The 26,384-nt window shown below is 37.7% G+C and carries 26 protein-coding genes; 8 read left to right on the top strand and 18 right to left on the bottom strand.

The features are described from left to right. Positions 1 to 5 precede the first annotated feature (5 nt). From nrdH to nrdF, 3 genes are all read left to right on the top strand, one after another. Positions 6 to 230: a glutaredoxin-like protein NrdH gene (gene nrdH / locus IGL30_RS01985; protein ID WP_010738447.1), complete on the top strand. Its 225-nt coding sequence runs from the start codon at positions 6 to 8 to the stop codon at positions 228 to 230. 146 nt (positions 231 to 376) lie between these two features. Then, positions 377 to 2,536 carry a class 1b ribonucleoside-diphosphate reductase subunit alpha gene (nrdE, locus tag IGL30_RS01980; protein ID WP_088745397.1) on the top strand — a complete coding sequence of 720 codons (2,160 nt, stop codon included), beginning with the start codon at positions 377 to 379 and terminating at the stop codon, positions 2,534 to 2,536. Between the two features lie 54 nt (positions 2,537 to 2,590). Continuing rightward, positions 2,591 to 3,559, top strand: coding sequence for a class 1b ribonucleoside-diphosphate reductase subunit beta (gene nrdF, locus IGL30_RS01975; RefSeq protein ID WP_010720068.1), 969 nt, complete (start codon positions 2,591 to 2,593; stop codon positions 3,557 to 3,559). A 95-nt stretch (positions 3,560 to 3,654) separates the two neighbouring features. On the opposite strand, the gene IGL30_RS01970 is transcribed toward nrdF, so the two are convergent. The 5 genes from IGL30_RS01970 to IGL30_RS01950 form a co-directional block, all read right to left on the bottom strand. Further along, the gene (locus IGL30_RS01970) at positions 3,655 to 4,359 is read right to left on the bottom strand and encodes an SIS domain-containing protein (RefSeq protein ID WP_123875089.1); all 705 of its coding nucleotides are present in this window, start codon (positions 4,357 to 4,359) and stop codon (positions 3,655 to 3,657) included. 44 nt (positions 4,360 to 4,403) lie between these two features. Continuing rightward, complete coding sequence (locus IGL30_RS01965) at positions 4,404 to 5,198, bottom strand: PTS system mannose/fructose/sorbose family transporter subunit IID (RefSeq protein WP_123875090.1); 795 nt, start codon at positions 5,196 to 5,198, stop codon at positions 4,404 to 4,406. Next, the gene (locus IGL30_RS01960) at positions 5,182 to 5,991 is read right to left on the bottom strand and encodes a PTS mannose/fructose/sorbose/N-acetylgalactosamine transporter subunit IIC (protein WP_123875091.1); all 810 of its coding nucleotides are present in this window, start codon (positions 5,989 to 5,991) and stop codon (positions 5,182 to 5,184) included. Before IGL30_RS01960 ends, IGL30_RS01965 begins: the two co-directional genes overlap by 17 nt. A 9-nt stretch (positions 5,992 to 6,000) precedes the next feature. Next, positions 6,001 to 6,852 (bottom strand): PTS mannose/fructose/sorbose transporter subunit IIAB, encoded by an 852-nt coding sequence (locus IGL30_RS01955; RefSeq protein WP_260222081.1) that lies wholly within the window; start codon positions 6,850 to 6,852, stop codon positions 6,001 to 6,003. 103 nt (positions 6,853 to 6,955) lie between these two features. Continuing rightward, the gene (locus tag IGL30_RS01950) at positions 6,956 to 8,272 is read right to left on the bottom strand and encodes an alpha-L-fucosidase (RefSeq protein ID WP_088745400.1); all 1,317 of its coding nucleotides are present in this window, start codon (positions 8,270 to 8,272) and stop codon (positions 6,956 to 6,958) included. Between the two features lie 188 nt (positions 8,273 to 8,460). Here IGL30_RS01950 and IGL30_RS01945 point away from each other — a divergent pair, with 188 nt between their 5' ends. Genes IGL30_RS01945 through IGL30_RS01930 form a run of 4 tightly spaced genes read left to right on the top strand, consistent with a single transcriptional unit; the run spans position 8,461 to position 13,159 of the window. Then, complete coding sequence (locus IGL30_RS01945; protein WP_088745401.1) at positions 8,461 to 9,918, top strand: rhamnulokinase; 1,458 nt, start codon at positions 8,461 to 8,463, stop codon at positions 9,916 to 9,918. Beyond that, entirely contained in the window at positions 9,905 to 11,686 is a 1,782-nt protein-coding gene (locus IGL30_RS01940) for an L-fucose isomerase (RefSeq protein WP_123875092.1), read from the top strand. Before IGL30_RS01945 ends, IGL30_RS01940 begins: the two co-directional genes overlap by 14 nt. 21 nt (positions 11,687 to 11,707) lie before the next feature. Then, complete coding sequence (locus IGL30_RS01935) at positions 11,708 to 12,346, top strand: L-fuculose-phosphate aldolase (protein WP_088745402.1); 639 nt, start codon at positions 11,708 to 11,710, stop codon at positions 12,344 to 12,346. A 54-nt stretch (positions 12,347 to 12,400) separates the two neighbouring features. Continuing rightward, positions 12,401 to 13,159 (top strand): DeoR/GlpR family DNA-binding transcription regulator, encoded by a 759-nt coding sequence (locus IGL30_RS01930; RefSeq protein WP_010720077.1) that lies wholly within the window; start codon positions 12,401 to 12,403, stop codon positions 13,157 to 13,159. 196 nt (positions 13,160 to 13,355) lie between these two features. On the opposite strand, the gene alsE is transcribed toward IGL30_RS01930, so the two are convergent. From alsE to IGL30_RS01880, 10 genes are all read right to left on the bottom strand, one after another. Beyond that, the gene (gene alsE / locus IGL30_RS01925; RefSeq protein ID WP_010720078.1) at positions 13,356 to 14,072 is read right to left on the bottom strand and encodes a D-allulose 6-phosphate 3-epimerase; all 717 of its coding nucleotides are present in this window, start codon (positions 14,070 to 14,072) and stop codon (positions 13,356 to 13,358) included. A gap of 70 nt (positions 14,073 to 14,142) precedes the next feature. Continuing rightward, positions 14,143 to 15,240, bottom strand: a complete 1,098-nt coding sequence (locus IGL30_RS01920; protein WP_010720079.1) for a PTS fructose transporter subunit IIC — start codon at positions 15,238 to 15,240, stop codon at positions 14,143 to 14,145. 18 nt (positions 15,241 to 15,258) lie between these two features. Then, positions 15,259 to 15,582: a PTS fructose transporter subunit IIB gene (locus IGL30_RS01915; RefSeq protein WP_034699505.1), complete on the bottom strand. Its 324-nt coding sequence runs from the start codon at positions 15,580 to 15,582 to the stop codon at positions 15,259 to 15,261. 21 nt (positions 15,583 to 15,603) lie between these two features. Beyond that, the gene (locus IGL30_RS01910) at positions 15,604 to 16,056 is read right to left on the bottom strand and encodes a PTS sugar transporter subunit IIA (protein ID WP_010720081.1); all 453 of its coding nucleotides are present in this window, start codon (positions 16,054 to 16,056) and stop codon (positions 15,604 to 15,606) included. A 19-nt stretch (positions 16,057 to 16,075) separates the two neighbouring features. Continuing rightward, positions 16,076 to 16,387, bottom strand: coding sequence for a PTS fructose transporter subunit IIB (locus IGL30_RS01905; protein ID WP_010720082.1), 312 nt, complete (start codon positions 16,385 to 16,387; stop codon positions 16,076 to 16,078). Beyond that, positions 16,384 to 16,824: a PTS sugar transporter subunit IIA gene (locus IGL30_RS01900; RefSeq protein ID WP_123875093.1), complete on the bottom strand. Its 441-nt coding sequence runs from the start codon at positions 16,822 to 16,824 to the stop codon at positions 16,384 to 16,386. The genes IGL30_RS01905 and IGL30_RS01900 overlap by 4 nt, the downstream gene beginning before the upstream one ends. Next, entirely contained in the window at positions 16,814 to 18,298 is a 1,485-nt protein-coding gene (locus IGL30_RS01895; protein ID WP_010720084.1) for a BglG family transcription antiterminator, read from the bottom strand. The genes IGL30_RS01900 and IGL30_RS01895 overlap by 11 nt, the downstream gene beginning before the upstream one ends. A 487-nt stretch (positions 18,299 to 18,785) precedes the next feature. Next, a complete protein-coding gene (locus IGL30_RS01890; protein WP_096708456.1) occupies positions 18,786 to 19,925 on the bottom strand; it encodes an AI-2E family transporter in 1,140 nt (379 codons plus the stop codon). Positions 19,926 to 20,244: 319 nt separating this feature from the next. Then, the gene (locus IGL30_RS01885; RefSeq protein WP_010720086.1) at positions 20,245 to 20,958 is read right to left on the bottom strand and encodes an MgtC/SapB family protein; all 714 of its coding nucleotides are present in this window, start codon (positions 20,956 to 20,958) and stop codon (positions 20,245 to 20,247) included. 145 nt (positions 20,959 to 21,103) lie between these two features. Beyond that, complete coding sequence (locus tag IGL30_RS01880; protein ID WP_010720087.1) at positions 21,104 to 21,805, bottom strand: glucosamine-6-phosphate deaminase; 702 nt, start codon at positions 21,803 to 21,805, stop codon at positions 21,104 to 21,106. 429 nt (positions 21,806 to 22,234) lie between these two features. Between IGL30_RS01880 and IGL30_RS01875 the strand changes: the two genes are divergently transcribed. Next, complete coding sequence (locus tag IGL30_RS01875; RefSeq protein WP_123875095.1) at positions 22,235 to 23,764, top strand: ABC-F family ATP-binding cassette domain-containing protein; 1,530 nt, start codon at positions 22,235 to 22,237, stop codon at positions 23,762 to 23,764. 341 nt (positions 23,765 to 24,105) lie between these two features. Here IGL30_RS01875 and IGL30_RS01870 read toward each other — a convergent pair whose 3' ends face one another. The 3 genes from IGL30_RS01870 to IGL30_RS01860 form a co-directional block, all read right to left on the bottom strand. Continuing rightward, complete coding sequence (locus IGL30_RS01870) at positions 24,106 to 24,408, bottom strand: type II toxin-antitoxin system PemK/MazF family toxin (protein WP_123875108.1); 303 nt, start codon at positions 24,406 to 24,408, stop codon at positions 24,106 to 24,108. 24 nt (positions 24,409 to 24,432) lie between these two features. Further along, on the bottom strand, positions 24,433 to 24,666 hold the full coding sequence (locus IGL30_RS01865) for an AbrB/MazE/SpoVT family DNA-binding domain-containing protein (RefSeq protein ID WP_088745405.1): 234 nt from the start codon (positions 24,664 to 24,666) through the stop codon (positions 24,433 to 24,435). 403 nt (positions 24,667 to 25,069) lie between these two features. Continuing rightward, positions 25,070 to 26,254, bottom strand: coding sequence for an MFS transporter (locus IGL30_RS01860; protein ID WP_053765777.1), 1,185 nt, complete (start codon positions 26,252 to 26,254; stop codon positions 25,070 to 25,072). Positions 26,255 to 26,384: the final 130 nt, after the last annotated feature.

Below are 26,384 nucleotides of genomic sequence, written 5' to 3'. Positions count from 1 at the left end.
TACACATGAATGTCAAAATATTTTCTAAAAATAATTGTATGCAATGCAAGATGGTCAAACGCTTTTTAACTGACAACCAAATCGATTTTGAAGAAGTTAATATCGACGAACAACCAGATGCAATTGAATGGTTAAAAGCTCAAGGATTCCAAAGTGTTCCTGTTATCACGTCAGATGCACAAACGGTGATCGGGTTTCGACCAGATCAACTTCGCAAACTTGCTAGTTAGTCACCAGTCAATCGAAATGGAAAAGAACGTAGAATTGGATTTGATGGAATTGAGGCACTTGTTTTTGCCGTAAACTCCCCAAATCCTTTTTTACAGCACGAAACAATATTCACTATCAAAATATGGAATGAAGGTTGGGCGTACTTATGAGTCTTAAGCAGTTAAAAGATGTTAGTTACTTTAAATTAAACAATGAAATCAATCGACCAGTAAATGGTCAGATCCCGCTAAATAAAGATAAAGAAGCGCTAACCGCTTTTTTTGAAGAAAATGTCAAACCAAACACGATGACGTTTGCAACAGCAATGGATAAAATCAATTATTTGATTGAAAACGACTATTTAGAGTCAGAATTTATCCAACTGTACTCTGCTGAATTTATTGAATCACTTTATCAATTTTTAGCAGAACAACACTTTACCTTTAAATCATTTATGGCTGCCTACAAATTTTATTCACAATATGCGTTAAAAACGAATGATGGGACTGCTTATCTTGAATCTTATGAAGATCGAGTAGCTTTCAACGCACTTTATTTTGCTAATGGTGATGAACAATTGGCGCTGTCTTTAGCAGATGAAATGATCCACCAACGTTACCAACCTGCTACCCCTTCTTTCTTAAATGCCGGTCGGAAACGTCGTGGGGAACTCGTTTCTTGTTTCTTGACACAAGTAACTGATGATATGAACTCTATCGGTCGTTCGATCAACTCTGCTTTACAACTATCACGTATCGGTGGTGGTGTTGGGATCACTCTTTCAAACCTACGTGAAGCGGGGGCACCGATCAAAGGTTATGAAGGAGCAGCAAGTGGTGTTGTCCCTGTTATGAAATTATTTGAAGATAGTTTTAGCTATTCAAACCAATTAGGTCAACGTCAAGGTGCTGGTGTCGTTTATTTGAACGTCTTCCACCCAGATATCATTGCTTTTCTTTCTGCCAAGAAAGAAAATGCAGATGAAAAGATCCGAGTAAAGACACTTTCACTTGGTGTAATCGTTCCTGATAAATTTTACGAGTTAGCTCGTAAAAATGAAGAAATGTATCTTTTCAGTCCTTATAGTGTGGAAAAAGAATATGGCGTGCCATTTTCTTATGTCGACATCACTGCTGAGTATGATCATTTAGTAGCGAATCCTAATATTCGGAAACAAAAAATCAAAGCACGTGAACTTGAAAATGAAATTTCGAAATTACAACAAGAATCCGGTTATCCTTATATCATCAATATTGATACAGCTAATCGTGAAAATCCAGTTGACGGAAAGATCATCATGAGTAACTTGTGTTCGGAAATCCTACAAGTTCAAACACCTTCTGTTATCAATGGAAAACAAGAATATGAAGTATTAGGAACGGACATCTCATGTAATCTCGGTTCGACTAACATCGTTAACTTGATGGACAGCCCTGATTTTGGTCAGTCTGTGCGTACGATGACGCGGGCATTGACTTACATCACAGATGCTTCCGATATCGATGTTGTTCCTCCAATCCAAAATGGAAACAAATTGAATCATACGATCGGACTAGGAGCAATGGGCTTACACACTTTCTTTGCGAAGGAACAAATGGCGTATGGCTCTGAAGAATCCTTAGATTTCACAAATATTTACTTTATGCTTTTAAATTACTGGACATTAGTTGAAAGTAATACGATTGCTCGTGAAAGAAAACAAGTCTTCCATAACTTTGAAAAATCTGCTTATGCAGATGGAAGCTATTTTGATAAATATGTTACTGGAGAATTCCAACCAAAATCTGATAAAGTAAAAGCTTTATTTGAAGGAATCTTTATTCCAACTGCTGAAGATTGGGAAAACTTAAAACAAGCGATCATGACCGATGGTTTATACCATCAAAATCGTCTAGCTGTAGCACCGAATGGTTCGATTTCTTATATCAATGACACTAGTGCAAGTATTCATCCGATTACACGCATGATCGAAGAGCGTCAAGAAAAGAAAATCGGGAAAATCTATTACCCAGCGCCTTATCTGTCAAATGAAATAATTCCTTACTATACTTCAGCTTATGACATGGACATGCGAAAAGTCATTGACATTTACGCAACTGCTCAACAACATGTAGATCAAGGAATGAGTTTAACCCTATTTATGCGTTCTGAAATCCCAGAAGGTCTATATGAATGGAAAACAACGACTAAACAAACAACACGTGATTTGAATATCTTACGTCACTACGCTTTCCATAAAGGAATCAAATCAATTTATTACGTTCGGACGTTTACTGATGATGCAGAAGAAATCGGCAGCAATCAATGTGAAAGTTGTGTCATCTAAAACAAGTAAGCAAAAAATGAACAGACAGGTAATTTAAATAAAGGAGCATTTCTCATGTCAGAAACTTACTATGAAGCAATAAACTGGAATGAAATTGAAGATATCATTGATAAATCTACGTGGGAGAAACTAACTGAACAATTTTGGTTAGATACCCGTATTCCTTTGTCTAATGATTTAGATGACTGGCGGACACTGTCACAGTTAGAAAAAGATACGGTTGGCCATGTCTTCGGTGGACTGACTTTACTCGATACTGTCCAATCAGAAAGTGGAATGGATCAGCTGCGTAAGGATGTCCGTACGCCGCATGAAGAGGCTGTATTGAACAATATCCAATTTATGGAATCGGTCCATGCAAAAAGCTATTCTTCCATTTTTAGTACATTGAATACAAAAAAAGAAATCGAAGAAATCTTTGAATGGACGAATACAAATCCTTATTTACAAAAAAAAGCGGAACGTATCAATGAAATCTACAAAAATGGCACACCTTTAGAAAAGAAAATCGCTAGTGTGTTCTTAGAAACATTCTTATTTTATTCCGGCTTTTATACTCCTCTTTATTATTTAGGAAATAATAAGTTAGCGAATGTAGCAGAAATCATCAAATTGATTATTCGAGATGAATCTGTTCATGGGACTTACATTGGCTACAAATTCCAATTAGGTTACAATGAACTATCAGAAGAAGCACAAGAACAGCTAAAAGACTGGATGTATAATTTATTATATGAATTGTACGAAAATGAAGAACGTTATACCGAGGAACTGTATGATCCAATCGGTTGGACGGAAGAAGTAAAAACATTCTTGCGCTACAATGCCAATAAAGCATTGATGAACCTGGGAATGGATCCACTTTTTCCAGATACAGCGAATGATGTCAATCCAATCGTGATGAACGGTATCTCTACCGGTACCAGCAACCATGATTTCTTCTCACAAGTGGGAAATGGCTACCTCTTAGGGCATGTGGAAGCAATGCAAGATGACGATTATTTGATTGGTTTAGATGACTAAATAGGAAAAGAACGTTTAAGCGTTGGGTTGTCCCCACCTTAAACGTTCTTTTTTATGTGCTTTTTCTCAGTCAATCATTTGATATGTTCATGAAACTAAATATGGAAAATTCTCTCTGCATACTGGTCTTCGATTTTTAGATTTCGTTCGTGTCCCCCATCGATATTCGCACTTAAATAAACTGGCGGTTCAAAACCTTGAGCAACCATTCGCTCAATGGCTTCTAACATCGTTTGTTGGAGTAACAATGTAGCCGCATATGTCGAAGTCCCGCATACTTTGGTCTCTAATCCATCAACAGGTAATACCGCATCACCATAAACAGAGTGGTTATCTAAAACAACATCTGCAAATTCATACAATAACTTTCCACTTTCATGTCGTGAAGTGGATGCTTTAGAGGCAGCCAATGTCGTGACCACGATCAATTTATTTCCACGCTTTTTGATTTCCTCAGCCATTTCAATTGCCATGGGGTTTCTTCCAGAATTAGAAATCAGGAAAAAGACATCATTGGGATGGATGGACACTTTGTGCATGAGTGTTCGTCCGACACCAGCATGTTGTTCATACATGCCCCCCGCAGGATCTAAAATCAGTTTTGACGGTATCAATCCACCTGCACGCCCACTGATTTCTAGCGCTGCTGCATGGGAATGTCCGCTACCAAAAGCCTGCGTAATCCCACCGTTCATAATTCCATCGGCTACGATTTGGGCTGCTTTCGTTATATTTTCTGTTTCATACTTCTCTAATGTTTCAGTTAATTTTTTACATTCTTCAAAAAATGCGAGTGTCATAAGGCTCTCTCCTTTTTATGATTATTCCTCATTTAGTTATAAAATCACATGATTCCGAATACTCTTAATAAAATCGATAACACCATGATCGCTAAAATCGCTCTTGTTGAATTAAAGTATTTTTTTCCTAACAACCAATAAATGACACCCACTAAAAGGGCTGGAATCATCATCGGCATGATCTGATCTAGTGTTTCTTGAAGGTTAAGTTCGATATCTCCCGTTTTAAAGGTCCAAGTAATTTGGGCATTGATCACCGATGGAATCATGGCACCAATCACCGTGACCCCTAATAAAGTAGCAGCATTGGTCAATGCATTCAAATGTCCGGACATACTAGTCACTAATTTCACGCCTTGAGTATAACCTATTCTTACAGAGAAAAATCGAAAGACTAAAATCGCCAGATTTACTAATACCCAAACAGCAACTCCGATCGCGTTTCCTTGTAGAGCTAAATAGGAAGCCACTGAACCAAAAACAGTTGGGAACAATACTCCAAAAATCGTATCCCCGACACCAGCAAATGAACCCATTAATCCAGTTTTCAAACTAGACACCGTATCTTTTGATTGTTTGCCTTCAGCTTCTTCAGTAGCGATATCGATTTCCAAAATAAAACCGCCCATATGTGGTGTTGTATTAAAAAATTGACTTTGCATGTTCATCATGGCAATCTTGGTTTCTTCATCGTCGCCGTAGAGTTTTTCGATGATCGGTAACATGGAGTACAAATAGCCCCCACCCATCATTCGTTCATAGTTCCAAGACAATTGGCTACCATACAACCAATTGATACTTACTTTATCTAGGTCTTTTTGATTAATCTTCGTATTCATCAGCACTTAATCCTCCTTTTCCATTTACATCAGCTTGAGCCACTTGTGTCAGATTGTTTTGCTTTCCAATTAAATTCTTAAATTGTAAAATGGCTAAAGCCAATCCTAATAAAGCCACGCCAAACATAGGCATCTTTAAGTAAGCAACTGCCAAAAACCCAATCATCAAGTACGTAATGAAATTTTTAACTGGTAAAAATCTTAATAAAATGGCGATACCGACTGCTGGTAACATGCCTCCTGCAACTGCCAACCCACCAGTCAACCATTCTGGAATTACATCTGAAACAATTTGAATCACTCGGTCACCAAAACTAAAGACGATAAAAATAGGAACGCCTCGTGATAATCCCCAACTCATTGCTCCCAACAAGTGATAAATTCTTATTTTTTTAGTATCAGCTAAACGAATATTTTTATCGATTCTCTTTTGAAAGAACACATTGCAAAAACGAGCAAAAATATCTAACTGGATCATCAACAATGCTACTGGAACAGCTAATCCGATACCAAATTCCACACCTCTTCCACTCGTAATCGCAAAAACAGTTCCTACGATCGAAGCGGTCATATAATCTGGGACACTTGCTCCTCCATAAGCTTGAATACCCAATCCCATTAATTGCAATGTCGCACCTACTGCCAATCCAGTGGTCAGATCCCCCATTACTAAACCTGTAATGGTACCTACAATCAGTGCTTGGTTAGCAATCACATTGATCCCTAAATTTTCGATGATGACATAAAATCCTAACAGTGATAATACGATGATTTGCCAAATTTCTATATTCATTCGTTCCCCCTACTTTCCGTAAAATTGTGAAAATCGTTTTTCTTCTTCCATTGGTACCATTTGTGCCGTCACAACGACTCCTGCTTTTTCCAACTCTAAAATCTTCGCAATTTCTGCTTCGGTTAAAAAGACGGATTTTTTGATTTGAAGGGTTCCTTCTCTCGAACTGGCATTGCCTAAATTAAATGATTCAATTGGTACACCCGCATCGATCAAATCAAAGATCGTTTGAATCTTTTTGGTAAGCAACATGATTTTTTGATCTTGATAAATCCCTTCTTTTAACCGTTTCGCAGCGGTAACCGTTTTCAATATACTCAATTTGATACCACCTGGAACAGCAGCTTTTAAAGAGGTCTTAGCAATTGGATCATTGACAACTCCATCATCAACGATCATAACTCTTGTTGTTCCCATTTTCCCTAACCAAAGTGTCGCTACTTGACCATGGATCAACCGTTCATCCAATCGGACATGGCTGATCCCCAATTCACTCATTTTGTTGGAAACGGAAGCCACAACTGATGGCTCAGTCTCTGCTGTGTTCGATGGTAAATCCGCTGCGGTGCTTCCAAGGGACGTTTTAATCCCTTGAACACCGACGGTCGAAATGGTCTGAACGATTTCATTCAGCGAAGCCTTAGGATTAAAGCGTTCGCTATAAGCTTGAAGCAGCATCGGAATATTCAAACCAGAAACAATTTCGATTTTTCTGCTTCCTTCTTCTTTCAGCTGGTTCAGCTGATTAAAAGGTGTCCCACTCCATAGATCAACTAAACACAACAGTTCATCATCAACGGAATACTTCGCTAACACCTGTTCCACTTGGTGGCGAAACTCTTCTGGACTATTTTCAGGCATCAATACACACACATCTACCTGTTCTTGTTCTCCAAAATCATGTCTCCCGTTTGCTTTACGCCTAAAGCGAACTCGCCATGGCTTGCAAGAATAATGCCGATACTCATTTTTCTTCCTCCTTTAGTGTTAATTCAATCACTGGGATCAATTCATTTGGTTCTTTAATCGGAATGTTTAGCATCAACATGCTCGGGTCAAGCGCCTCCTTCACATGAACTTCAGTAATCTCTTTGTATAAATTAGTTGTCGCTTTTCTTTCTCCTCCTAAATGCTTCGTATCGACAAAACGAATCTCGGAACCATCATTGAGTAGTTTCGCAAACTTCACTTTCCCACCTAATTCTGGTAATAAAATCGTTCGATAAGGCCAACTAAAAATGTGAAGATATAATTTATTTCCTTTTTGAGTGTATCGACAATCTTGAGGTGGTGTAAAACTAGATAACCCCGCACCGTAAATCGCTTTTCCATGTTTTCGTAGCCATTGACCAACAGAACTTAAAATGCTATCGCTATTGTCATCCCACTCTCCTCGTGCGTTTGGTCCAATATTCATCGTGAAATTCCCACCTTTGGAGACAGTATCCACTAGTTGTTTCGCTACCATTTCATTCGTTTTGAAATTAAGGTTATCCCGATCGTAACCCCAACTATTATTTAAGGTTTGAACGGTTTCCCATACCTCTTCTTCGTTGTCCATTGCCTTACTTCTAGCAAATTGTTCTGGGGTAAGTACACCACGATGTAAGTCTAACCGGTCATTGATCAAAATATTGGGTTGAATCTCATGGATCATTTTTTCTAATTCAACACTTCCCCAATCTTGCGCCCCTTTACCGACCGAAGTCCCCCAATCTCTGCTTTTATAAGAAAAATCAAACCATAGATAGTCAATCGTACCGTAACTTGTCAATAATTCTCTGACTTGATTTGCCATAAATTGGCGATAATTTTCCATGTTGCCAGGATGTTGTTCGATATAGGTTGGATTATTTCTCATTGGATGATAGCCATCTACTAAGAAATCTGGATGATGCCAGTCTAATAGAGAATAATAAAGACCAATCTTGATCCCCACTTCACGAAATGCTCCAATCAATTCTCCTAACAAATCTCTTTGATACGGTGTTTTTCCTATATGATATTCTGTTTCTTTTGTATGCCATAAACAAAAGCCATCATGGTGTTTTGCTGTAATAATGACATACTTAAAACCTGCTTCTTTGGCTTTTTGAGCCCATTCATGTGGATCTAATAAATCAGGATCGAATTGATCCAGATATTTTTGGTAATCTGTTACACTGATTTCTTCTAAAGTCTGGACCCATTCATGTCTTCCTGCCACTGAATACAATCCGAAATGAATAAATAAACCATATCGACTCTCAGAAAACCATTTTCGTTCACTATTTACACTCATTTTTTTCCTCCGTTAACATTTCTATTTGATTTAACCAAAGTATAACGAGCAATTTAAAACGTTTCCATACTTGAATAATTTGTTGACATTTATTCAAAAAATGATTCACGCGAAAATATGTAAGCGTTCTATTGTATGATTATAACCGAAGCAGATTTGCTATCCACTTAGAAAAGGAGGAAAAATCTATGATTACGATCTTAGCCTTTGATTTAGGCGCTACCAGTGCGCGAGGTATCGTTTTTTCCTTAATGAATGGTCAAATCAAGGAAGAAAAAGTTTATCGTTTCACTGATTACCAAGTGATTGATTCCGACAAAGATGAAATCCATTGGAATATTGAGAAAATCATGACGAATATCAAGGAAATCATTACTTTAGCAACTACAGAATATGTCATTGAAAGTATCGGCATCGATACATGGGGCTGTGATTTTGGTTTGATAGATAAAAAAGGACAGCTAGTGCTACCACCACTTTGCTATCAAACTATGCTGAAAGAACCTAATTTACATTATGGTGGGGATTTACCAACTCACTTTCACGAACGTACAGGGATTCCAAATGCATCGATCAATACCAGTTCCCAACTACTCTACTTGAAAGAACATTATCCTGAGCAGCTAAATAAAGCAAGTACTCTTTTGATGATGCCTGATCTGATCCATTTTTTATTAACAGGTACGATCTTAACAGAATCTTCGATCGCCTCAACGAGTCAATTATTCGATATCGATAAACATCAATGGGCATCCGACCTTATTGAACAATTAGGGATTTCCCCTTCCTTGTTCTCAACGATCGTTCTTCCATATACAAAAATCGGTTTGATAAATCTAGCCGAAAGACAACTTCCGATTCATTCGGTGATGTCCCATGATACTGCTAGTGCGATCTTTGCTTTACCAACCAACGATCACTCTTGTTTCTTTTTATCCTCTGGCACCTGGTCTGTTCTAGGAGAAAAATCAGAAAGAGGAATTTTGGTCAATCACCCATTAGATACGAACTATTCTTATGAACAAGCCGGTGATGGAAAAATATTAAAACTCAAAAACATGTTAGGAATGTGGTTCATTGAGGAAGCTTTAGCGTTCAGCAATCAAACCCAGTCAATCACGATCCAACAGATCCAAGACATGCTACTTACTGCTGAGCCGATTCATTTTTTCTTTGATAACGAACATCCTGAATTTTTGAGTAAAGGTCAATTTGTAAAAAAATTGCAGCAATACGGAAACCAACATCATTTTTCATCAATTGAAGAGCCACAACAATTGTTTTTAGCCATCTATCAAAATCTAGCATTTAAATACGCTGAAACGTTCGATAAATTAGCAGGTTTCGCTCCTTTCACTAAGCTATATTTATTTGGTGGTGGGAGTAAATCACACTTTTTGACTCAACTAACAGCCAATTTAACGCAAACGACGATAGAGGTCTGCTATTCTGAAAATTCAGCTTTAGGTAATGCGTTAGCCCAATTTTTAGCGATCAAAGCAATCAAAAATAGAGACGAATTAGTTACGCTCGTTACAGAAAATTATCCACCAATTTCTTTTTTCCCAGAAGTTTCGACACCCTTTGAACAAACGTACATCAACTATAAACAATTTATGAGGAGGAATATCAATGAATTATCCTAAAATCGGCATTAGACCTACGATCGATGGCAGACAAGGAGGCGTCCGTGAATCATTAGAACAACAAACGCTGGACATGGCGCGTCGAGCAAAAGAATTGATCGAATCATCCCTTTATTACATGGACGGCACTCCAGTACAGTGCGTTTTACCAGAACAAACGATTGGCGGTTACGCCGATGCCAGCTTTGTTGACGATGATTTTGCCCGTCAAGATGTGGTCGCTACCTTAACGGTGACACCTTGCTGGTGCTATGGCACAGAAACGATCGATTTACGACCAGGTACCTTTAAGGCGATTTGGGGATTTAATGGTACAGAACGACCAGGAGCTGTTTACTTAGCTGCCGCTATGAGTGGCTATGCGCAAAAAGGAATTCCTGCCTATAAGATCTATGGTGAACAAGTCCAAGATAGTGACGACAAGTCGATTCCAGCTGACGTCCAAGAAAAAATCTTACTCTTTGCACGTGCGAGTGTGGCGGCTGGGGAAATGAAAAACAAATCTTATGTGAACATTGGTGCTTCTTCGATGGGAATTGCCGGTAGTCAAATCAATCAAACCTTTTTTGAAAAATATCTAGGGATGCAAGTTGAATATGTGGATATGACTGAAGTCTTACGTCGAATCGAACTAAATATCTTTGATCCGAAAGAATATGACACCATTAGAACTTGGATCAAACAATATTGTCAGGAAGGAATCGATATCAATGCAGGCAAGTCATTCCCTGAAGTCATTACAAAATCACGCTATATCGTTGAAGAAGATCAGTGGGACTTTATTGCCAAACAAACCCTAATCGTTCGTGATCTTTTATTTGGCAACCCTGAACTAGCAAAATTGGGTTGGCTGGAAGAAGCAAAAGGCAGAAATGCCATTGCTGGAGGGTTCCAAGGACAACGACAATGGACCGACTGGCTACCCAATGGCGATTTTATGGAATCTATTTTAACAAGTACTTTTGACTGGAACGGCCCTAAACAACCCGTCTCATTCGCTACTGAAAATGATACCTGTAACGCTGCTGCTATGTTATTTGGCTCTTTATTGACTAATAAAGCACCGATTTTTTCCGATGTCAGAACCTATTGGAGTGCGGAGTCAGTGGAAAGAATCACTGGGCACAAATTAACGGGTAAAGCACAACATGGCTTAATCCATCTACTGAATTCAGGTGCGAGTGCTTTAGATGGCAGTGGTGGAAGTATCGATCACGAAGGTAATCCAACGATGAAAGAATTTTGGAATATGACAAAAACCGATATCCAAGCTTGCTTAGAAAAAACAAAATGGTGTCGTGCTAATTATGAATACTTTAGAGGCGGTGGCTTCTCCAGTCAATACCATCTACAAGCAGAATTACCTTTAACGCTCATTCGTTTGAATATCGTTGAGGGTGTGGGACCAACTTTACAAGTAGCAGAGGGTTATTCCTGTTCATTACCTGATGAAGTCCATGACATCTTAAACGAACGAACCGATCAAACATGGCCAACACTCTGGTTTGCACCAAACTTAGGTGAGAAAGGTTTTGAAGATGTGTATACGATGATGAACCACTGGGGAAGCAACCATGGCGCTAGTGTCCACGGTCACGTAGGCGCAGAACTACTGACATTAGCCAGTATGCTTCGCATTCCCGTTTCACTTCACAACGTACCTAGTGAAAAAATCTTTAGACCCCACGCCTTTTCTGGTTTCGGAACAAAAGATTTAGAAGCAGCTGATTTCAATGCTTGCCAATCATTTGGCCCCTTTTATAAATAAGATGATGGAAGAAGGATTATGATGTATTCAATACAAAAACAAGAATTGATCGATTATGGAAATAAATTAATAGCAGATGGCTATACCTTAGGAACAGGCGGAAATTTAAGTACGTATATCCGACAAGATGAAGTGATGCTCATCACGCCTTCTGGAATCCCATTTGATAAAATCGAATTACCTGACATCGTGACTATGCGATTAGATGGAACGATCGTTCAAGGTCATCGTCGCCCTTCCAGTGAATGGCGAATGCACGGGATCATGTATGAAAAGCGGGAAGATCTAGACTATATCATCCATGGTCACACGATTTATTCCACTGCGCTAGCGGTCCTCAGACAACCATTGCCTGCATCACATTACATGATTGCTGTTGCCGGTAAAGATGTTCGTTGTGCAGACTATGCTTCATTTGGCACGGAAGAATTATCTCTAAATGCCTATGAAGCCATGAAAGATCGAAAAGCCGTTTTATTAGCAAATCATGGCGTTTTGACTGGTGGAAAGACAATGACTGAAGCCTTTGCCGTTTTAGAAGAATTAGAATATTGTTCAAAAGTCCATATCATAGCTTCAAGTGTTGGCAAACCAATCTTGATGTCCGAAGAAGAAATGGCAAATATGGCGATTCGTTTTAAAACATACGGACAAAAATAAGTTTCTTGTGGTACACTTTAGTCATGTTAGACCAGTGGTTAAGGAGGGATAGCCATGACTGAGTCACGAAAAGAACAAATCTTAACTTTGCTAAAAAAATATAAAAAATTAGATAACTCAGAACTGCAAAAACAGTTGTTTTGCTCTCCTTCGACTTTAAGGCGTGAATTAGTCGCACTTGAAAAAGATGGGATCATCCGTCGTTACCGTGGTGGTGTCGTTTTAGAAGTCGAACGAAATCACGTCATCTCAACAAATTATCGTGAAAATGTCATGGTTCAAGAAAAAGAAAAAATTGCGGAGATCGCTAGCACATTTATCGGACCAGGAATGAGTCTTTTTATTGACTCAAGTTCAACTGTGAAACAGCTGCTTCCCTATTTAGTTAAACTGTCAAATCTCGTTGTCATAACAAATGGCTTGAAAATCGCCTATGAGCTTTCCCAAGCCTGTACGGAAGATTCCAAAGTTTTTATGCTAGCGGGTGAAGTAATCAAGGATGCCGAGAGCGTTGTTGGGGACTATGGGAATTCTTTCTTAGACCTTTTTCAAATCGATTTATGTATTTTTAGTTCGACAGGAATTGATTTATCAGGGATCTATGAAGCTAATTTTGCTCAAGCCTTAGTGAAAAAGAAGGTAATGTCTAGAGGAGATAAAAGTTTGTTATTGGTCGACTATACAAAATTTGATAAAAAGCATGCGTATAAATTTTCTGATTGGACCTCTTTTGAATACATCGTCACGGATCAACAACCAGCAGATGATTACTTACAACTTGCGTTGAAACACGATACTGAATTTCTCTATTGATCGATCATTTTTGAGAGATCGTGACAGAGGTACCTAAACCTAAGTACGCAAAATAAACCAAAGAATCCAAAAAATAGATTTCCCTATTTTTGAAGTTCTTTGGTTTATTTTTTGTTTATATTCTCAGCATTCCTTACACGGGTATTGCAAGAAAAGCGTATTTATTCCCTAAAAGTAATTTTTGATTCTTGTATAGCTATAGACTGTACGCATTTATACTATTTGATTCGACTGTTTTTCCAGTCATCTCTTCAAAATCTTTTTTCATGATCTCCCAAGAAGTTTTGATATCCTCATCTAAGCCGAATAATCCGCTACGCCCAATAATATAAATATCTGGATTGGCTTGATCAATTCGCTTAAATGATTGACGGTTAGACGAACCATCCATTTCGATCAAATAATGATATCCTTTTTCTTGCCGCAATTGTCGTAATGCGGTGATTTTATCTAATGTGCTTTCGATAAATCGTTGACCAGCAAATCCTGGATCAACTGTCATGATCGTTACTTTATCAACTAATTCGATATAAGGAAAAATCGTTTCAATTGGTGTTTCAGGGTTTAAGACTACTCCAGCTTTTAAGCCAGCATCATGGATTTGATCAATCAAACGAAAAGCTAAACCGTCAAGTAATTCAGCATGCATACAAATCCACTCACATTTTTGTTGGATTAGTTGATTTACCCAAAAACTTTGATCGCTGACCATTAAATGAGCAGACATAGGTAATTGACTGATTTTACGTACTTCATCGATGAACCATGGCGATAATGTAATGTTCGGAACGTAATGGCCGTCCATGATATCGATATGGTAAGAATCAACATGTTCATTCAAAAATTCGATTTGTTCTTTGAATTTATCTAAATCCATCGTCATTAAGGATGGTGAAAAAGCTACTTTGCTCATTGAAAAAACTCCTTTATTCTATAATTTATCTACACTATAGCGACACCTTTTAACTAATTTGCTTTATCGCTTAAAAGATTTGAATGTCATCTAAACGAATGTCTTCCTCTTCTTTTTCTGGGACTGTTGTGACTTCCTCACCAACATCTTTCTTAATGATGGCTAAAACAACCGCTGTCACGATCACATTGACTAAAATGGCGATAACGCCTGCCCAAGGACGTGACATCGTTGGGATCATTAAAACGCCTCCAAAAGGAACCGTTGCATCTGCACCTAAGATCATAGTAGTCGCACCACCAGCAAAGCCCCCGATTGCAGTTGCTACAACCCCACGAACAATATCATTCATCACTAGGGGGATGACCCCTTCAACGATATTGATCACACCCATAGGAACTGCTGACTTTAAGGTTTCCACTTCAACCTTTGTATAAATGTTTTTGCGGAAAAGTTTAGCTATGAAATAAGCCAAGCCAAAACCGATTGGTGTAGCGGTATTCACGAGTTGTAAAGCTGTAATAGGACCGTTCACGCCTTCTGCTTGCATCGTTAACACAAAAGCAAAAACCGTCTTGTTGATTGGTCCACCATAGTCAACACCACTTAGTAAACCGATCACTCCCCCAAAGATCAACAAGGAAGAGTTTCCTAATCCATCCAAGAAGTTCGTTAGCAAAGAAGTGAATGCTGCGACTGGAGCTCCAATCACATAGACCATTACTAATCCACCAATAAATGAAGCAACAAAAGGAATAATCAATGTTGGCATCAAGCCTTTTGCCCAATTTGGTACTTTGAAATATTTTAATATTGCTAAAACAAGATAACCAGCTAGATAACCACCTAATATTCCACCAATAAACCCTGCACCGATCGCATTAGCTGTTAAACCAATAATAAAGCCAGGAGCAATACCAGGTTTTCCAGCAATCGAGTAAGAAATCCCCGTAGCAATCACGACTGGTAATAAGCCTAAACCAGCACCACCCATCGTTGCTAAGGCATCAAAAAATGAAAATTCGCCTTGCACCAAAGTTCCTTGGCTCGTTCCACCAAATGCCATCCCAATCGCAATCAGAAATCCCGCACCACACACAATGGGAATTAAATAAGAGATGGCAGTTAACAAATGCCCTTTCAGATTCAGCTTCTTTATCTTTTCCATCAGTCTTCCTCCTTATTTTTATGAAATACTTTGCTGTGCTAACACTTCTTGCGCTTTTTCAATCAATTTATTGGGTGATTTCACCGCAATCTCAGTTGGTACTTGGATGATTCTTTTCCCTTCAAAGCGTTCTCGACCACTGATTTTCACGTCAACTGCTAAGATTACCAAATCTGCTTCCTTGATTTGTTCGGGCGTTAATTCATTTTCGATCCCGATGGTTCCTTGAGTTTCTACGTGCATCTCATGTCCTGCTTTTTTTGCCGCATTTTCTAGTTTCTCTTGGGCAATATAGGTGTGGGCAATCCCCACAGTACAAGCTGCTACTCCAACGATTTTCATCTTTTTATCCTCCTTTGATTTTTAGCTGAATGCTGCGACCACTTCATCTGCATCTTTTGCTTGGATCAATTGCTCGATTACTTCATCATTCCCTAGTTTCCTAGCAAATAGTGAAAGTAACTTCAAGTGTTCTTGTGCCCCTTCATTATCATCCCCCACTGCAAATAAAATAATTCCTTTGACTCCCTTACCATCTAATGATTCCCACGGAATTTCATTTTCTGTAACACCGATTGCTACACCAATTCTATCTACATAAGGACTTTTCCCATGAGGAATGGCAATATAATTGCCGATCCCAGTTTGTCCTTCTTCTTCTCGCGCATAGATATCTGCCATGAAGCCATCTACATCTGTAATATAATGATTTTGCAATAACACCGTTGCCAATTCTTTGAGTACTTCATCTTTCGTTTCCCCCACTAAATTGGTCTTAATATTATTTGGATCAATGATTTTTGCTACTTCTACCATCAAATTTCACTCCTATTCTTTACTGTTTTACGACTTCCATGGCTTTCTCAATCAACTTATTTGGTGATTTGATCGCAATTTCAGTCGGTACTTGGATGATCCGCTTTCCTTCAAACCGTTCTCGACCACTGATTTTTACATCCACTGCTAAGATCACCAAATCTGCTTCTTTGATTTGTGCAGGCGTTAGTTCATTCTCGATCCCGATGGTTCCTTGGGTTTCTACGTGTATCTCATGCCCTGCTTTTTTAGCTGCATTTTCTAATTTTTCTTGAGCAATGTAGGTGTGGGCAATCCCCACGGTACAAGCTGCTACTCCAATGATTTTCATTTGTCATTTCTCCTTTCGTTTCCATCGATTGTTTCCAGTCTTTTTCCTTCTTTTAAAGTTTCGATTACTTGTTCATCTGCTAGTAGGCGCATGAAGTTTGCTATTTGACGCTTGGTTTCGATTTTTTCTTGCGGTGCCAGAAATACCGCAAGAATCAACTCGACTTGTTGGATTGCTGGGTTCCAGTTCGCCATTCTTTGTTCTAATGGCAAAATAATGACTTTTGTTGCTTTGACTAATTGATTTTCAATATGAGGTAGAAGTACCCCTTCATCAATTTGAATATCTCCAGTTTCCTCACGTTCCAACAACGCTTGTACGATTTGTTCTTTTTTTATTCCCATTTCTGAATCGACTTGCTGTGCTAGCCATTCATAGACTTCATTTCGTGAATGGAATACTGTGGGAGGAACATATTCGAGCCAATCATCTTTCATTGTATATTTCCTCAATCTTTCGTTGGATTCTTAACTGATCATCTGCTGTTAACATGCCGCTAACAAGTAATGTACGTGCAGGCAACGGATCTTTGATTCCAATGGTTGTTAAAATCAATTCAATTCCGGGATTTTTTTCTAATGCTGATTGGTAATTCTTGGTGGCAATCACATCAACGACCGCCAGTTCAGGAAACTTCTTATTGATTTTTGCTCTTAATAATTCTGAAGTACCGATCCCTGTAGTACACATGATCAGTGTTTGAATCGGTAGTTGCTGTGTTTCCAACATTCGTGCAAAATATAATGTGATAAAACCGATTTCATCTTGATTGATCAAAGGTAGCTGATACTTTTTGCTAACATCTTTAGAAACGACTGATACATTTTTATAAATCTCTTCATAGGTCAATTGAATTTGTTCTAACAATCCGTTTTTGACATGGATATGATTTTTTAACCGATTGAGCATTGGTTTGATGTGATTGGCTAGATCAACAAAAATCGCTTCATTCGCCACCTTGAGATTGATTTTGTCGCCCACCTCTTTCAGGTAATAAGAGGTAATTTCTGATACTTTATCTGGAAAAACCTGTTTCTTTTGCGTTGTTTTTTCCATCCGTGAGGATACTAGATATTGATACAAATAATAGACTTCGTTCATCGGTAAGCGAGTAACGAGATAACGTTCCACGTTTTGGATCACGATCATCGCCATCTCATAAATTGGACTTTCGTGGTCTAACGATTGAAGTTGCTCGGTAGATAACTCGATTTCTTTGATTTGGTAATTCGTCTTTCTGGAACGGCTGATCATGATGTACAGATGTGAAAAAATATTGACGTTATAAGGATAAGGGATTCCACCGCCTAATGTTTTTTCAATCAATTTCAATTGTTCTGATACAAACAACACATCGTAACGATTAAAATTCAGCTCTTTTGTGCGATTGATTTCATCAATGTCAAGAATATTCATCCGCCAGATGACTTCGGCGATCCCTCGCCGAATATTTGTTTCTGATCCTTGGATCGCAAGCGTGCGATTTTTACGGATCAGTTCAAGATCAAACTTTTTTATTTTCTTAGCAATCTGCTTTTCATCATTGGCAATAGCAGAATCACCAACATAATAATCTCTGAACAGCTCAGTGATTTTAAGTGCTTTAGGTGAAACCATTAGCAATTCTTCCATTACTCGATCTTGACGTTCAGCAGGCGATAGCTCTACAGAGGGTTTATTCAGTTCATTGGTTTGTTCGATAAACTTCCCATAATCTAATTTGTACCCCCGACCTTTTTCGGCTAGGATCAAGTGACCGTTAGGAAATTCAAGATTGATTTTCTTTATCAAACGGTAAATTGTTTTGGTCGAAGTTTCTAATAGAATGGCTAGTTCTTCTGAAGTCATATAATCTTTTTGTTTTGATAACAAAAGGATCAACTTATTTTCTCGATTCATCTGACTAGTCATGTTTCATCCCCCCTGTGTATCTTTATCATAAGACACATTATTTATTTTGTTTCACTGGACTTTGTCCATTGCAACAGACAATTTTGTATGCGTTTTCTTTAACTTCGTTATCCGTTACTTACTTTTTACGAAAGCGTAAGAAAGATTTTGTTTATTATAGTCTTTTTTAACTTATTATGGGAAAAAATTACTCATTTTCAAACAATCCCAGGATCCCATAAGAATTTTAACAAAAAGAGAGGAGGTTGAGACAAAAGTGTTTAGCATCAAGAAATAAGAAGGAATTTCCGAAAATTGCTTCTCAAATTTTTGGTAAATTTCGGCTTATTTCCGAAGATGCTGCTTTTGTCTCACCGTTTATTCGTTTTTGAGATACTAAAAGAGCCTGAGACAAGTTTTGTCCCAGGCTCTCTCTAATAAATAATGAATGGTGTACAAAATTCTTAGTGACTACTGTTGTGCTACCTTCTACTTCTTTATAGTACCTTTAATTTTCACGTCCATTCGTTTTTATCTCTTGGATCGTTGGTTCCACACCAGAATCAAACTTTCGCAATAAGTAAATTTTTCTGATATTCAAGACTAATGTTTTAATGACAGCATACACCGGAATACAAATCAACATTCCTAGAATCCCTGCGACACTGCCAGCACCGATCAACACTAAGATAATCGTTAATGGATGCATATTCATGTTTTTCCCAAATAATAACGGTTTGATTACATTTCCATCTAATTGTTGGATAACAAGGATCGAAAGCGCCATGTATAATGCTTGGAATGGTGAAACAAATAGACCAACGATCACTGCCGGGACAGCACCAATAAAAGGTCCCACATATGGAATAATATTGGTGATACCACAAAATACAGCTAACAATAAACTATATGGTTGTTTAAAGATGGTCATAGCAATAAAACTCATGATACCAATGATAACCGCATCAACGATCGTACTACTGATATATGCCGATAACGTCTCATTTAGTTCTTTGACCGTTTGACGTACTTCACCTCGAATCCCTTGTGGAAAGAATTTTGCTAAAGCATCGATAAATTTGTGTCCGTCTTTAAACATGAATAATAGAATAAAAGGCACGGTAAACAGTAAAACAAAAAACTGCATCATAAATGAAAAAACTTTAGAGACACTGCTGGATAAGCTTACCAATACAATATTGAACAAATTACTCAACGAAAGATTAGCCGAAGCTAATTGTTCTTCAATATTGAAATTTTTGATTTCCTCACGCTGTGCCAATTCATTGAGCCATTTACTTGTCTCTTCCGCATACATCGGCAAACTTTTAGTCAACTGGATCGTCTGTTCTGCCAATTGAGGAATCACATTCATTATCGCTAAAACCGCTAGTACGACTAGAACAACTAGCGTTAATATGTATCCATAAACCCTTGGGATTTTTCGTTTTTCCAAAAAAACAACGACCGGATCAAACATATAATAGAAAAATCCAGCAACCAGCAATGGCAATAAAATCGCTGATAACATTTTTAACACTGGACTAAAGACATTTGGCATCTGTAAAATAAAATATACCCCAATGATCGTTAGTACCAACTCGACAGTCCAAAATAATAATTTTGAATTTTTAAACTTTGATTGCATACCTCTCCTCCAACTCTTGATACTTTCATTTTATCATTTTATTAGAATTAAAGCGCTCTTTTCTGATAAACAGCTACAAAAATATTCTTTCTTTTTCTAATTACTAGTAGCTAATTTTCAAATTTAAAAAACTTCTAAGCTTAATGACTGAAATCAATATCTAAACAAATGCAAATAAATCAAAAAAAGACACCAAAAAACGCTCATTGGCTAAAATAGGAAATACTCTCTTAGCGAATGAGCGTTTTTTCTTTTGTAACCGACTCTTCATAAAACCAATGTGTGAAAAGCCTTATATTACCAACTGAAAGGAATTGTTTCATTGTGCCACACTAACTAAATGAAGCTTCATGATATTTTTATGGACAGATAACTCTTCAATGACATCTGCATACGTCATGTCCTTTGGTAAGTCAATTGTATAAATATTTTTATATACCCGATAATCCTCCACGAAATCCACGTCAAAATTTACGTCTTCAATGATAATTCCTCGTTGTTCAAAATACTCGGTCAAGAAATCTTTGGTTTCTTTCCGATGAATATATTGAATTTCTAGTTTTTTGGTCGTTGGTACGTGGATAATTTTTTTGACAACCGTTAATGCAATCACGATCCCGATAAAACTAATGATCGCAATCCAATAAAATCCCATACCAATGGCGATTCCTAGTCCAGCAATCGCCCACAGGGAAGCAGCTGTGGTTAGCCCGGTGACTGATTGTTTCGTCACAATGATCGTGCCAGCTCCTAAAAACCCAACGCCACTAACGACTTGTGCAATCAAACGTGCTTCATCTGAGCGAATCGTACCAACTAGTTCTGGGTATTCTAACGCATCACGTAACGCTTTACTTGCAATTTCCACTTGGATCAACGCAATGATACAAGCACCCATACATACTAAAATATGCGTCCGCATCCCTGCTGGACGATTTTTATATTGCCGTTCAAATCCAATCGCCCCGCCAAAGATCAATGCAATCCCTAGTCGTAAGATGATTTCTGGGACCGATAAGATCATCTCATCCATATAAATCCCCTCCAAACCAATATAGCATGTTTCGCAACTTCAAACAAAGCAAATCACCCCATTGCTTTGTGCGACAGATTAAAAATCTTATTCGATCAAAAAAGGGAGCTGAAAACGAGCAGCCCCCCAAAATTTTTATTTATTCTTATAGTTTGCTTCCTGCTGCATCATCAATAATCACGATCACGTTGTCGTGTTCTTGTAAAGCACTTGCTGGCAAATCAGTGGTCATTGGTCCTTGAATCATTCCTTTGATTGCATCTGCTTTGTTTTCACCATAAGCAAGTAAGACAATCTCTTTTCCTTTTAAGATCGAACCAATCCCCATTGAGACAGCTTTTGTTGGAACATCTTCTGCCTTTTCAAAGAATCGTTTATTCGCATTGATCGTGGATTCTGTTAAGTCCACTACTGAAGTTGTGCCATCAAATGGTGCACCAGGTTCATTAAATCCGATATGTCCATTTTGACCAATTCCTAGAATTTGGATATCGATTGGATGTTGTTCAAGGATTTCATCGTATTCTTGACAAGCCGCTTCAAGATCAGCAGCTTTTCCATCTGGTACATATGATTCTTTAAATGGTTTTTTATCAAACAATTGGCTATTCATAAAATGACGGTAACTTTGATCATCTGAACCGCCTAGTCCAACGTACTCGTCTAAGTTTACAGAAGTCATGTCACTGAAATCCAGATCGCTTGAAGTCATTTCTTTGTATAAAGTAATTGGCGTACTACCTGTTGCAAGACCTAATACTTTTGCCCCATTTTCCATGCCTTTTTTAATAATTTCAAAAGCTTTTTTTCCGCCCTCTTCAGCATTTTTCACTCGAATGATTTCCATAACGACTACTCCTTTGTTTTTGGTATAGCCCAATTATAGCACGACTTGTCTTTTTTTACAATATTAGTATAGACCAAAACCAACGATTTTCGTTTTCTTGACAATCCTGTCCCTTGCATGTTAGGTTGCATAAGATAACCTATCGCATGTCCTTTAAACTGATACTTTTAGTATACGTTTTTTATAATTAAAACATTAAAGACCAAGAAATTTAGAAAACAATCGCTACTTCTCATTAACTGAGAAACGATTTTCTAAAAGACGAGCAACTTATTTAAAAATTTTAACTGACATGTTCTCCTAGATTCGTTCGATCATGTCGAATGATCCCATAGTATGTTGAACAACTTCAGATCAGCTTTTTTATTTGTTTTGCTTTCTTCTATTAGTCTTCTTAACATGCATAACATTATTAGAAAGGAACAGAACATGAGTCTTTTAACATTAACAAATATCACGCAACAATTTGGAGATAAAATCTTATATGAAAATGTACAACTCCAAGTCAATGCTGGAGAACATCTAGGATTGATCGGACAAAATGGAGCTGGCAAAAGTACGTTGATCAAGATCATCACAGGAGAAATTCTACCAGATGATGGACAAGTCCATTGGCAAAAAAATATCCATAGAGGCTATTTAGATCAATATGTAGCGGTGGATGATACATTGACCATCGAAGAATTTTTAAAAACAGCCTACTCTGATGAATTTAAAAAAGAAGCATTGATTACCCAACTTTATCAAGAATACAGCGAAACAATGGAAGAGGAGTTACTCGAAAAAGCGGGAAAACTTCAAACAGAATTAGACCAAGGAGTATTCTATCAAATTGATACCTTAGTCGCTGAGATGAGTAGTGGTCTAGGCATTGATGTTTTAGGATTGTCCACTCCTCTAAAAAAACTGAGTGGTGGTCAACGTTCCAAAGTGATTTTGGCAAAATTACTCTTAGAAAATCCCGATGTTCTGATCTTAGATGAACCAACCAATCACTTAGATGACCAACATATCCAATGGCTTACTCAATTTTTACAATCATTCGAGGGCGCTTATATCGTGATTTCTCATGACCAGGAATTTTTAGATAAAATCACAACCCATATCGCTGACATAGAATTTGGTAAAATCACCAAATATACGGGTCATTTAAAACAAGCATTACGACAAAAAGAACAAAACCGTGAAAGTTATCTACGCCAATTCCATGCCCAACAAAAGCACATCGAAAAAACCGAAGCTTATATCCGAAAATATAAAGCTGGTTCTCGCTCTACCATGGCAAAAAGTCGCCAAAAACAATTAGATAAAATTGAGCGATTGACTCCGCCTGCCTCAACAGCTAAGCCAATCTTTGATTTTCCTTATTCTCCGATCGTAACGACATTGGCTGTTGAAACGACCGATTTAGTTATTGGGTATGACCGACCTTTGCTTTCGCCGATCAACCTAACCATCCGCTTTGGTGAAAAAGTGGCGATTCGTGGATTTAATGGTATTGGTAAATCCACACTTTTGAAAACCTTGATTGGTGAAATCGAACAACTAGCCGGCGAATATCATTTTCCCGACAACACAGCGATCAATTATTTCTCACAAGATCTCATTTGGGAAAAACCTTTAGAAACACCCTTACAATATCTAGGCGCACAGTTTCCTAAAGCAACCGTTAAAGAATTAAGAAGACAACTAGCCAAATCTGGTTTAGTCAATCAACTAGCTAGTGAACCACTTTCTACTCTTAGCGGTGGTGAACAAACCAAAGTAAAATTGGCACAACTCACGATGAACCAAGGAAACTTATTAATTCTTGATGAACCAACGAATCATATCGATCATGAAACAAAAGATAGCTTACAAACCGGTATCAAGCATTTTCCTGGGACGGTGATCATCGTCTCTCATGAACAAGAATTTTACCAGGATTTAGTCGATCGAGTCATTGAAATTGAGGGATAAAATTGACTAAATTCTCTAAAAATAGATTATGTACAGCCTTTAACACCAGCCTGTCTCCTCTACACAAGAACCCTTGTGTGGGTGGGGGCTATTGCTGTTTAGATCATCGTTTTTTACAATCTTCTCTCTTTTCTTAATTGTCCAGGTAAACATCGCCCCAATTTAGAATCGTTAAAAAAACGGTAGACTCATAAAGTGTCTATTGTATCTTCATTCGCCAAAGTTCGAAGATGGTTACTTTTTTCTACATGGTCAATTATTAGCAAAACCAACGTCGGAAAAGCGGTGAGTAATCTAACTTTCTCTAAAATGGAAATTACTACTTTGCCCGTTATCTCCTACTAAATAAACATCCCTATCACTTCCACCACTTCAATCCACGTCAACAAATCGCATTGTTCAATTTTTTCAATATTTCTTGTGGTATAATCAACCGATCTTAATTGGTGTGTAGCTACTTCACCCACTATTTTCTGCGGGTCTTTTATTTCAATATATGTTGCAAAGTTCCTCTTTGTAGAAGTGATAGGACAAACTAAGCAAAAACCTGTACGCTCATTAAACTCGTCTCTACTAACTACTAACGCAGGTCTACGCTTTCTTATCTCTTTACCTTTAGAAGGGTCAAAGTCGATCCAAATAATATCCTTTTGTTTTGGATATTTCCTCTAGTATTCCTCGCCTTCAAGTTTCATGCTATCCCATTGGGATTCTTCGGCTGTAATCGATTCTCTAAAACCTTCCCAAGCCTTTTCGTTTTTAAAAATATCTTCTTTCTTAGGTTTCAATATATACGCTTCTCCTACTTTCAAAATAGTAAATATTTCTCCCACTTTTGAAGATATATCCTTCGGGAAAATTGTTCCCACAGAATTACCTATTTTTCTTGCTACTGTTTCCATATCTTTCATCTCCAATCCTTTTGCTAAATTAAGTTAAACTCAGTTTAACGAAATTATCAAAACATATCTTTTAAGTGAATAGATTTTTATGGAAACAACTCATTTTCATATGAAAATGTTATACAAATTAAATATAAAAATTTCTAAGTAGTCTACTGAATATTTTTTTGGATCTTTCATAATATAACTGGTACTAAACAAAGTGATTTTATACTATTGAACGTATCCATATTATTTTTTCGTTGGAAGTTGCACGAAATTTTCTAATAACTGCGGTTGATCACGAAATCAGTTATAGAAACTCCCAAATAAAATAGGATAGAAGTATATTAAAAAAGTAAGCGAAGGAATCGAAAAACGACTTTCGAATCCTTCAGCTTACTTTTCAAGTTGGACACTTCTATCATGACCGCTTTTGAAAAATGATGTATTGACAAATATAGGCACATAATTGAAAGGCTAAACCAGTAAGTGTCACACCGAGCCAACCAAATTGTTGCCACATCGTTGTGCCTAGTAATGAACCAGTAGCACCACCGATAAAATACATAAACATAAACACTGTATTATTCCGATTACTTGCTGCTTCGCCTAGTCCTTGTACTCGTGTCTGATTTGCCACTTGCCCAAATTGATTCCCGACATCTAACAGAATAATTGCCACTAACAAAACGACTAAATGACTCCCTGCAACTAATAAAGCAACAAAACTGAGCGTTTGCATCGCAAGTCCCATTCCGACAATCTTTCTCTCGGAATAAGAATCAGACAACCGCCCAACAATCGGTGCAGCTACTGCTCCTGATAGCCCAAAAATCGCCAAAATTCCTGCTTCAAATGTTCCCCAATGGTACACCGGACTACTGATATAAAAAATCAATGTTGACCAAAAAATCGAAAAAGTTCCAAACATAAAAAAGCCACTAATAGACGCTTCTCTCAATAAGCGTTGTGTTTTCACTAAATAAGGTAAACTTTTTAAGGAATCAAGATACGATACAGATGAAGTTGTTTTTATTTGCGTTCTTGGCATTTTCCAATACAATAATCCGGTCAAAATAGCCACTAACACTAAAGCGAAAAGATAAATCATCCGCCAAGAAAAGAGGCTTGCTACAATGCCCGAAACCGTCCGTGAAAGTAAGATCCCCACTAATAAACCGCTTAACAAGGTCCCCATCACTTTTCCTCTAGCCTTGGGCCCTGCCAATACTGCTCCATAGGGAATAATAATTTGGGGCACGATCGATAATAAACCGATCAAAAAAGAAGCACACGCAAATAATGTAAATGACGGTGCAAAAAAGGCCGCTAATAATGAAATCGCAGAGAGTGCAGCCATTCGGATAATCAGCTTCGGACGATCGACTACATCCCCTAATGGCACCAAAAACAACAAACCTAACGCATAACCAAGTTGAGTCAACATCGTCAAAATACCAATTGCACTTGTGCTAACCGATAAACTGGCTGCCACTTTCGTACCAATCGGTTGGATATAATACATATTCGCTACTACCACGCCACAAGTAATTGATAAGAGCAAAATCAGTGAAGATGTTAACGTCGTTTTTTCATTTTTATCCATTTATCTCCCTCATTTCCTTTATTAGTTTACAATTTCTTAGAAAAATTGGGAATAGGAAAGTTCAGTGTTTTACTACTTTATGAAACATAAGTTATCGTGAAATTAAAATAAAAATGAATCGTGAAAGTAT

Source organism: Enterococcus sp. DIV1089c (assembly GCF_050530965.1).
Taxonomy (GTDB): domain Bacteria; phylum Bacillota; class Bacilli; order Lactobacillales; family Enterococcaceae; genus Enterococcus_B; species Enterococcus_B hirae.
Note: the sequence above shows the minus strand (reverse complement) of the source record. Positions and strands in the feature narration are given on the sequence as shown.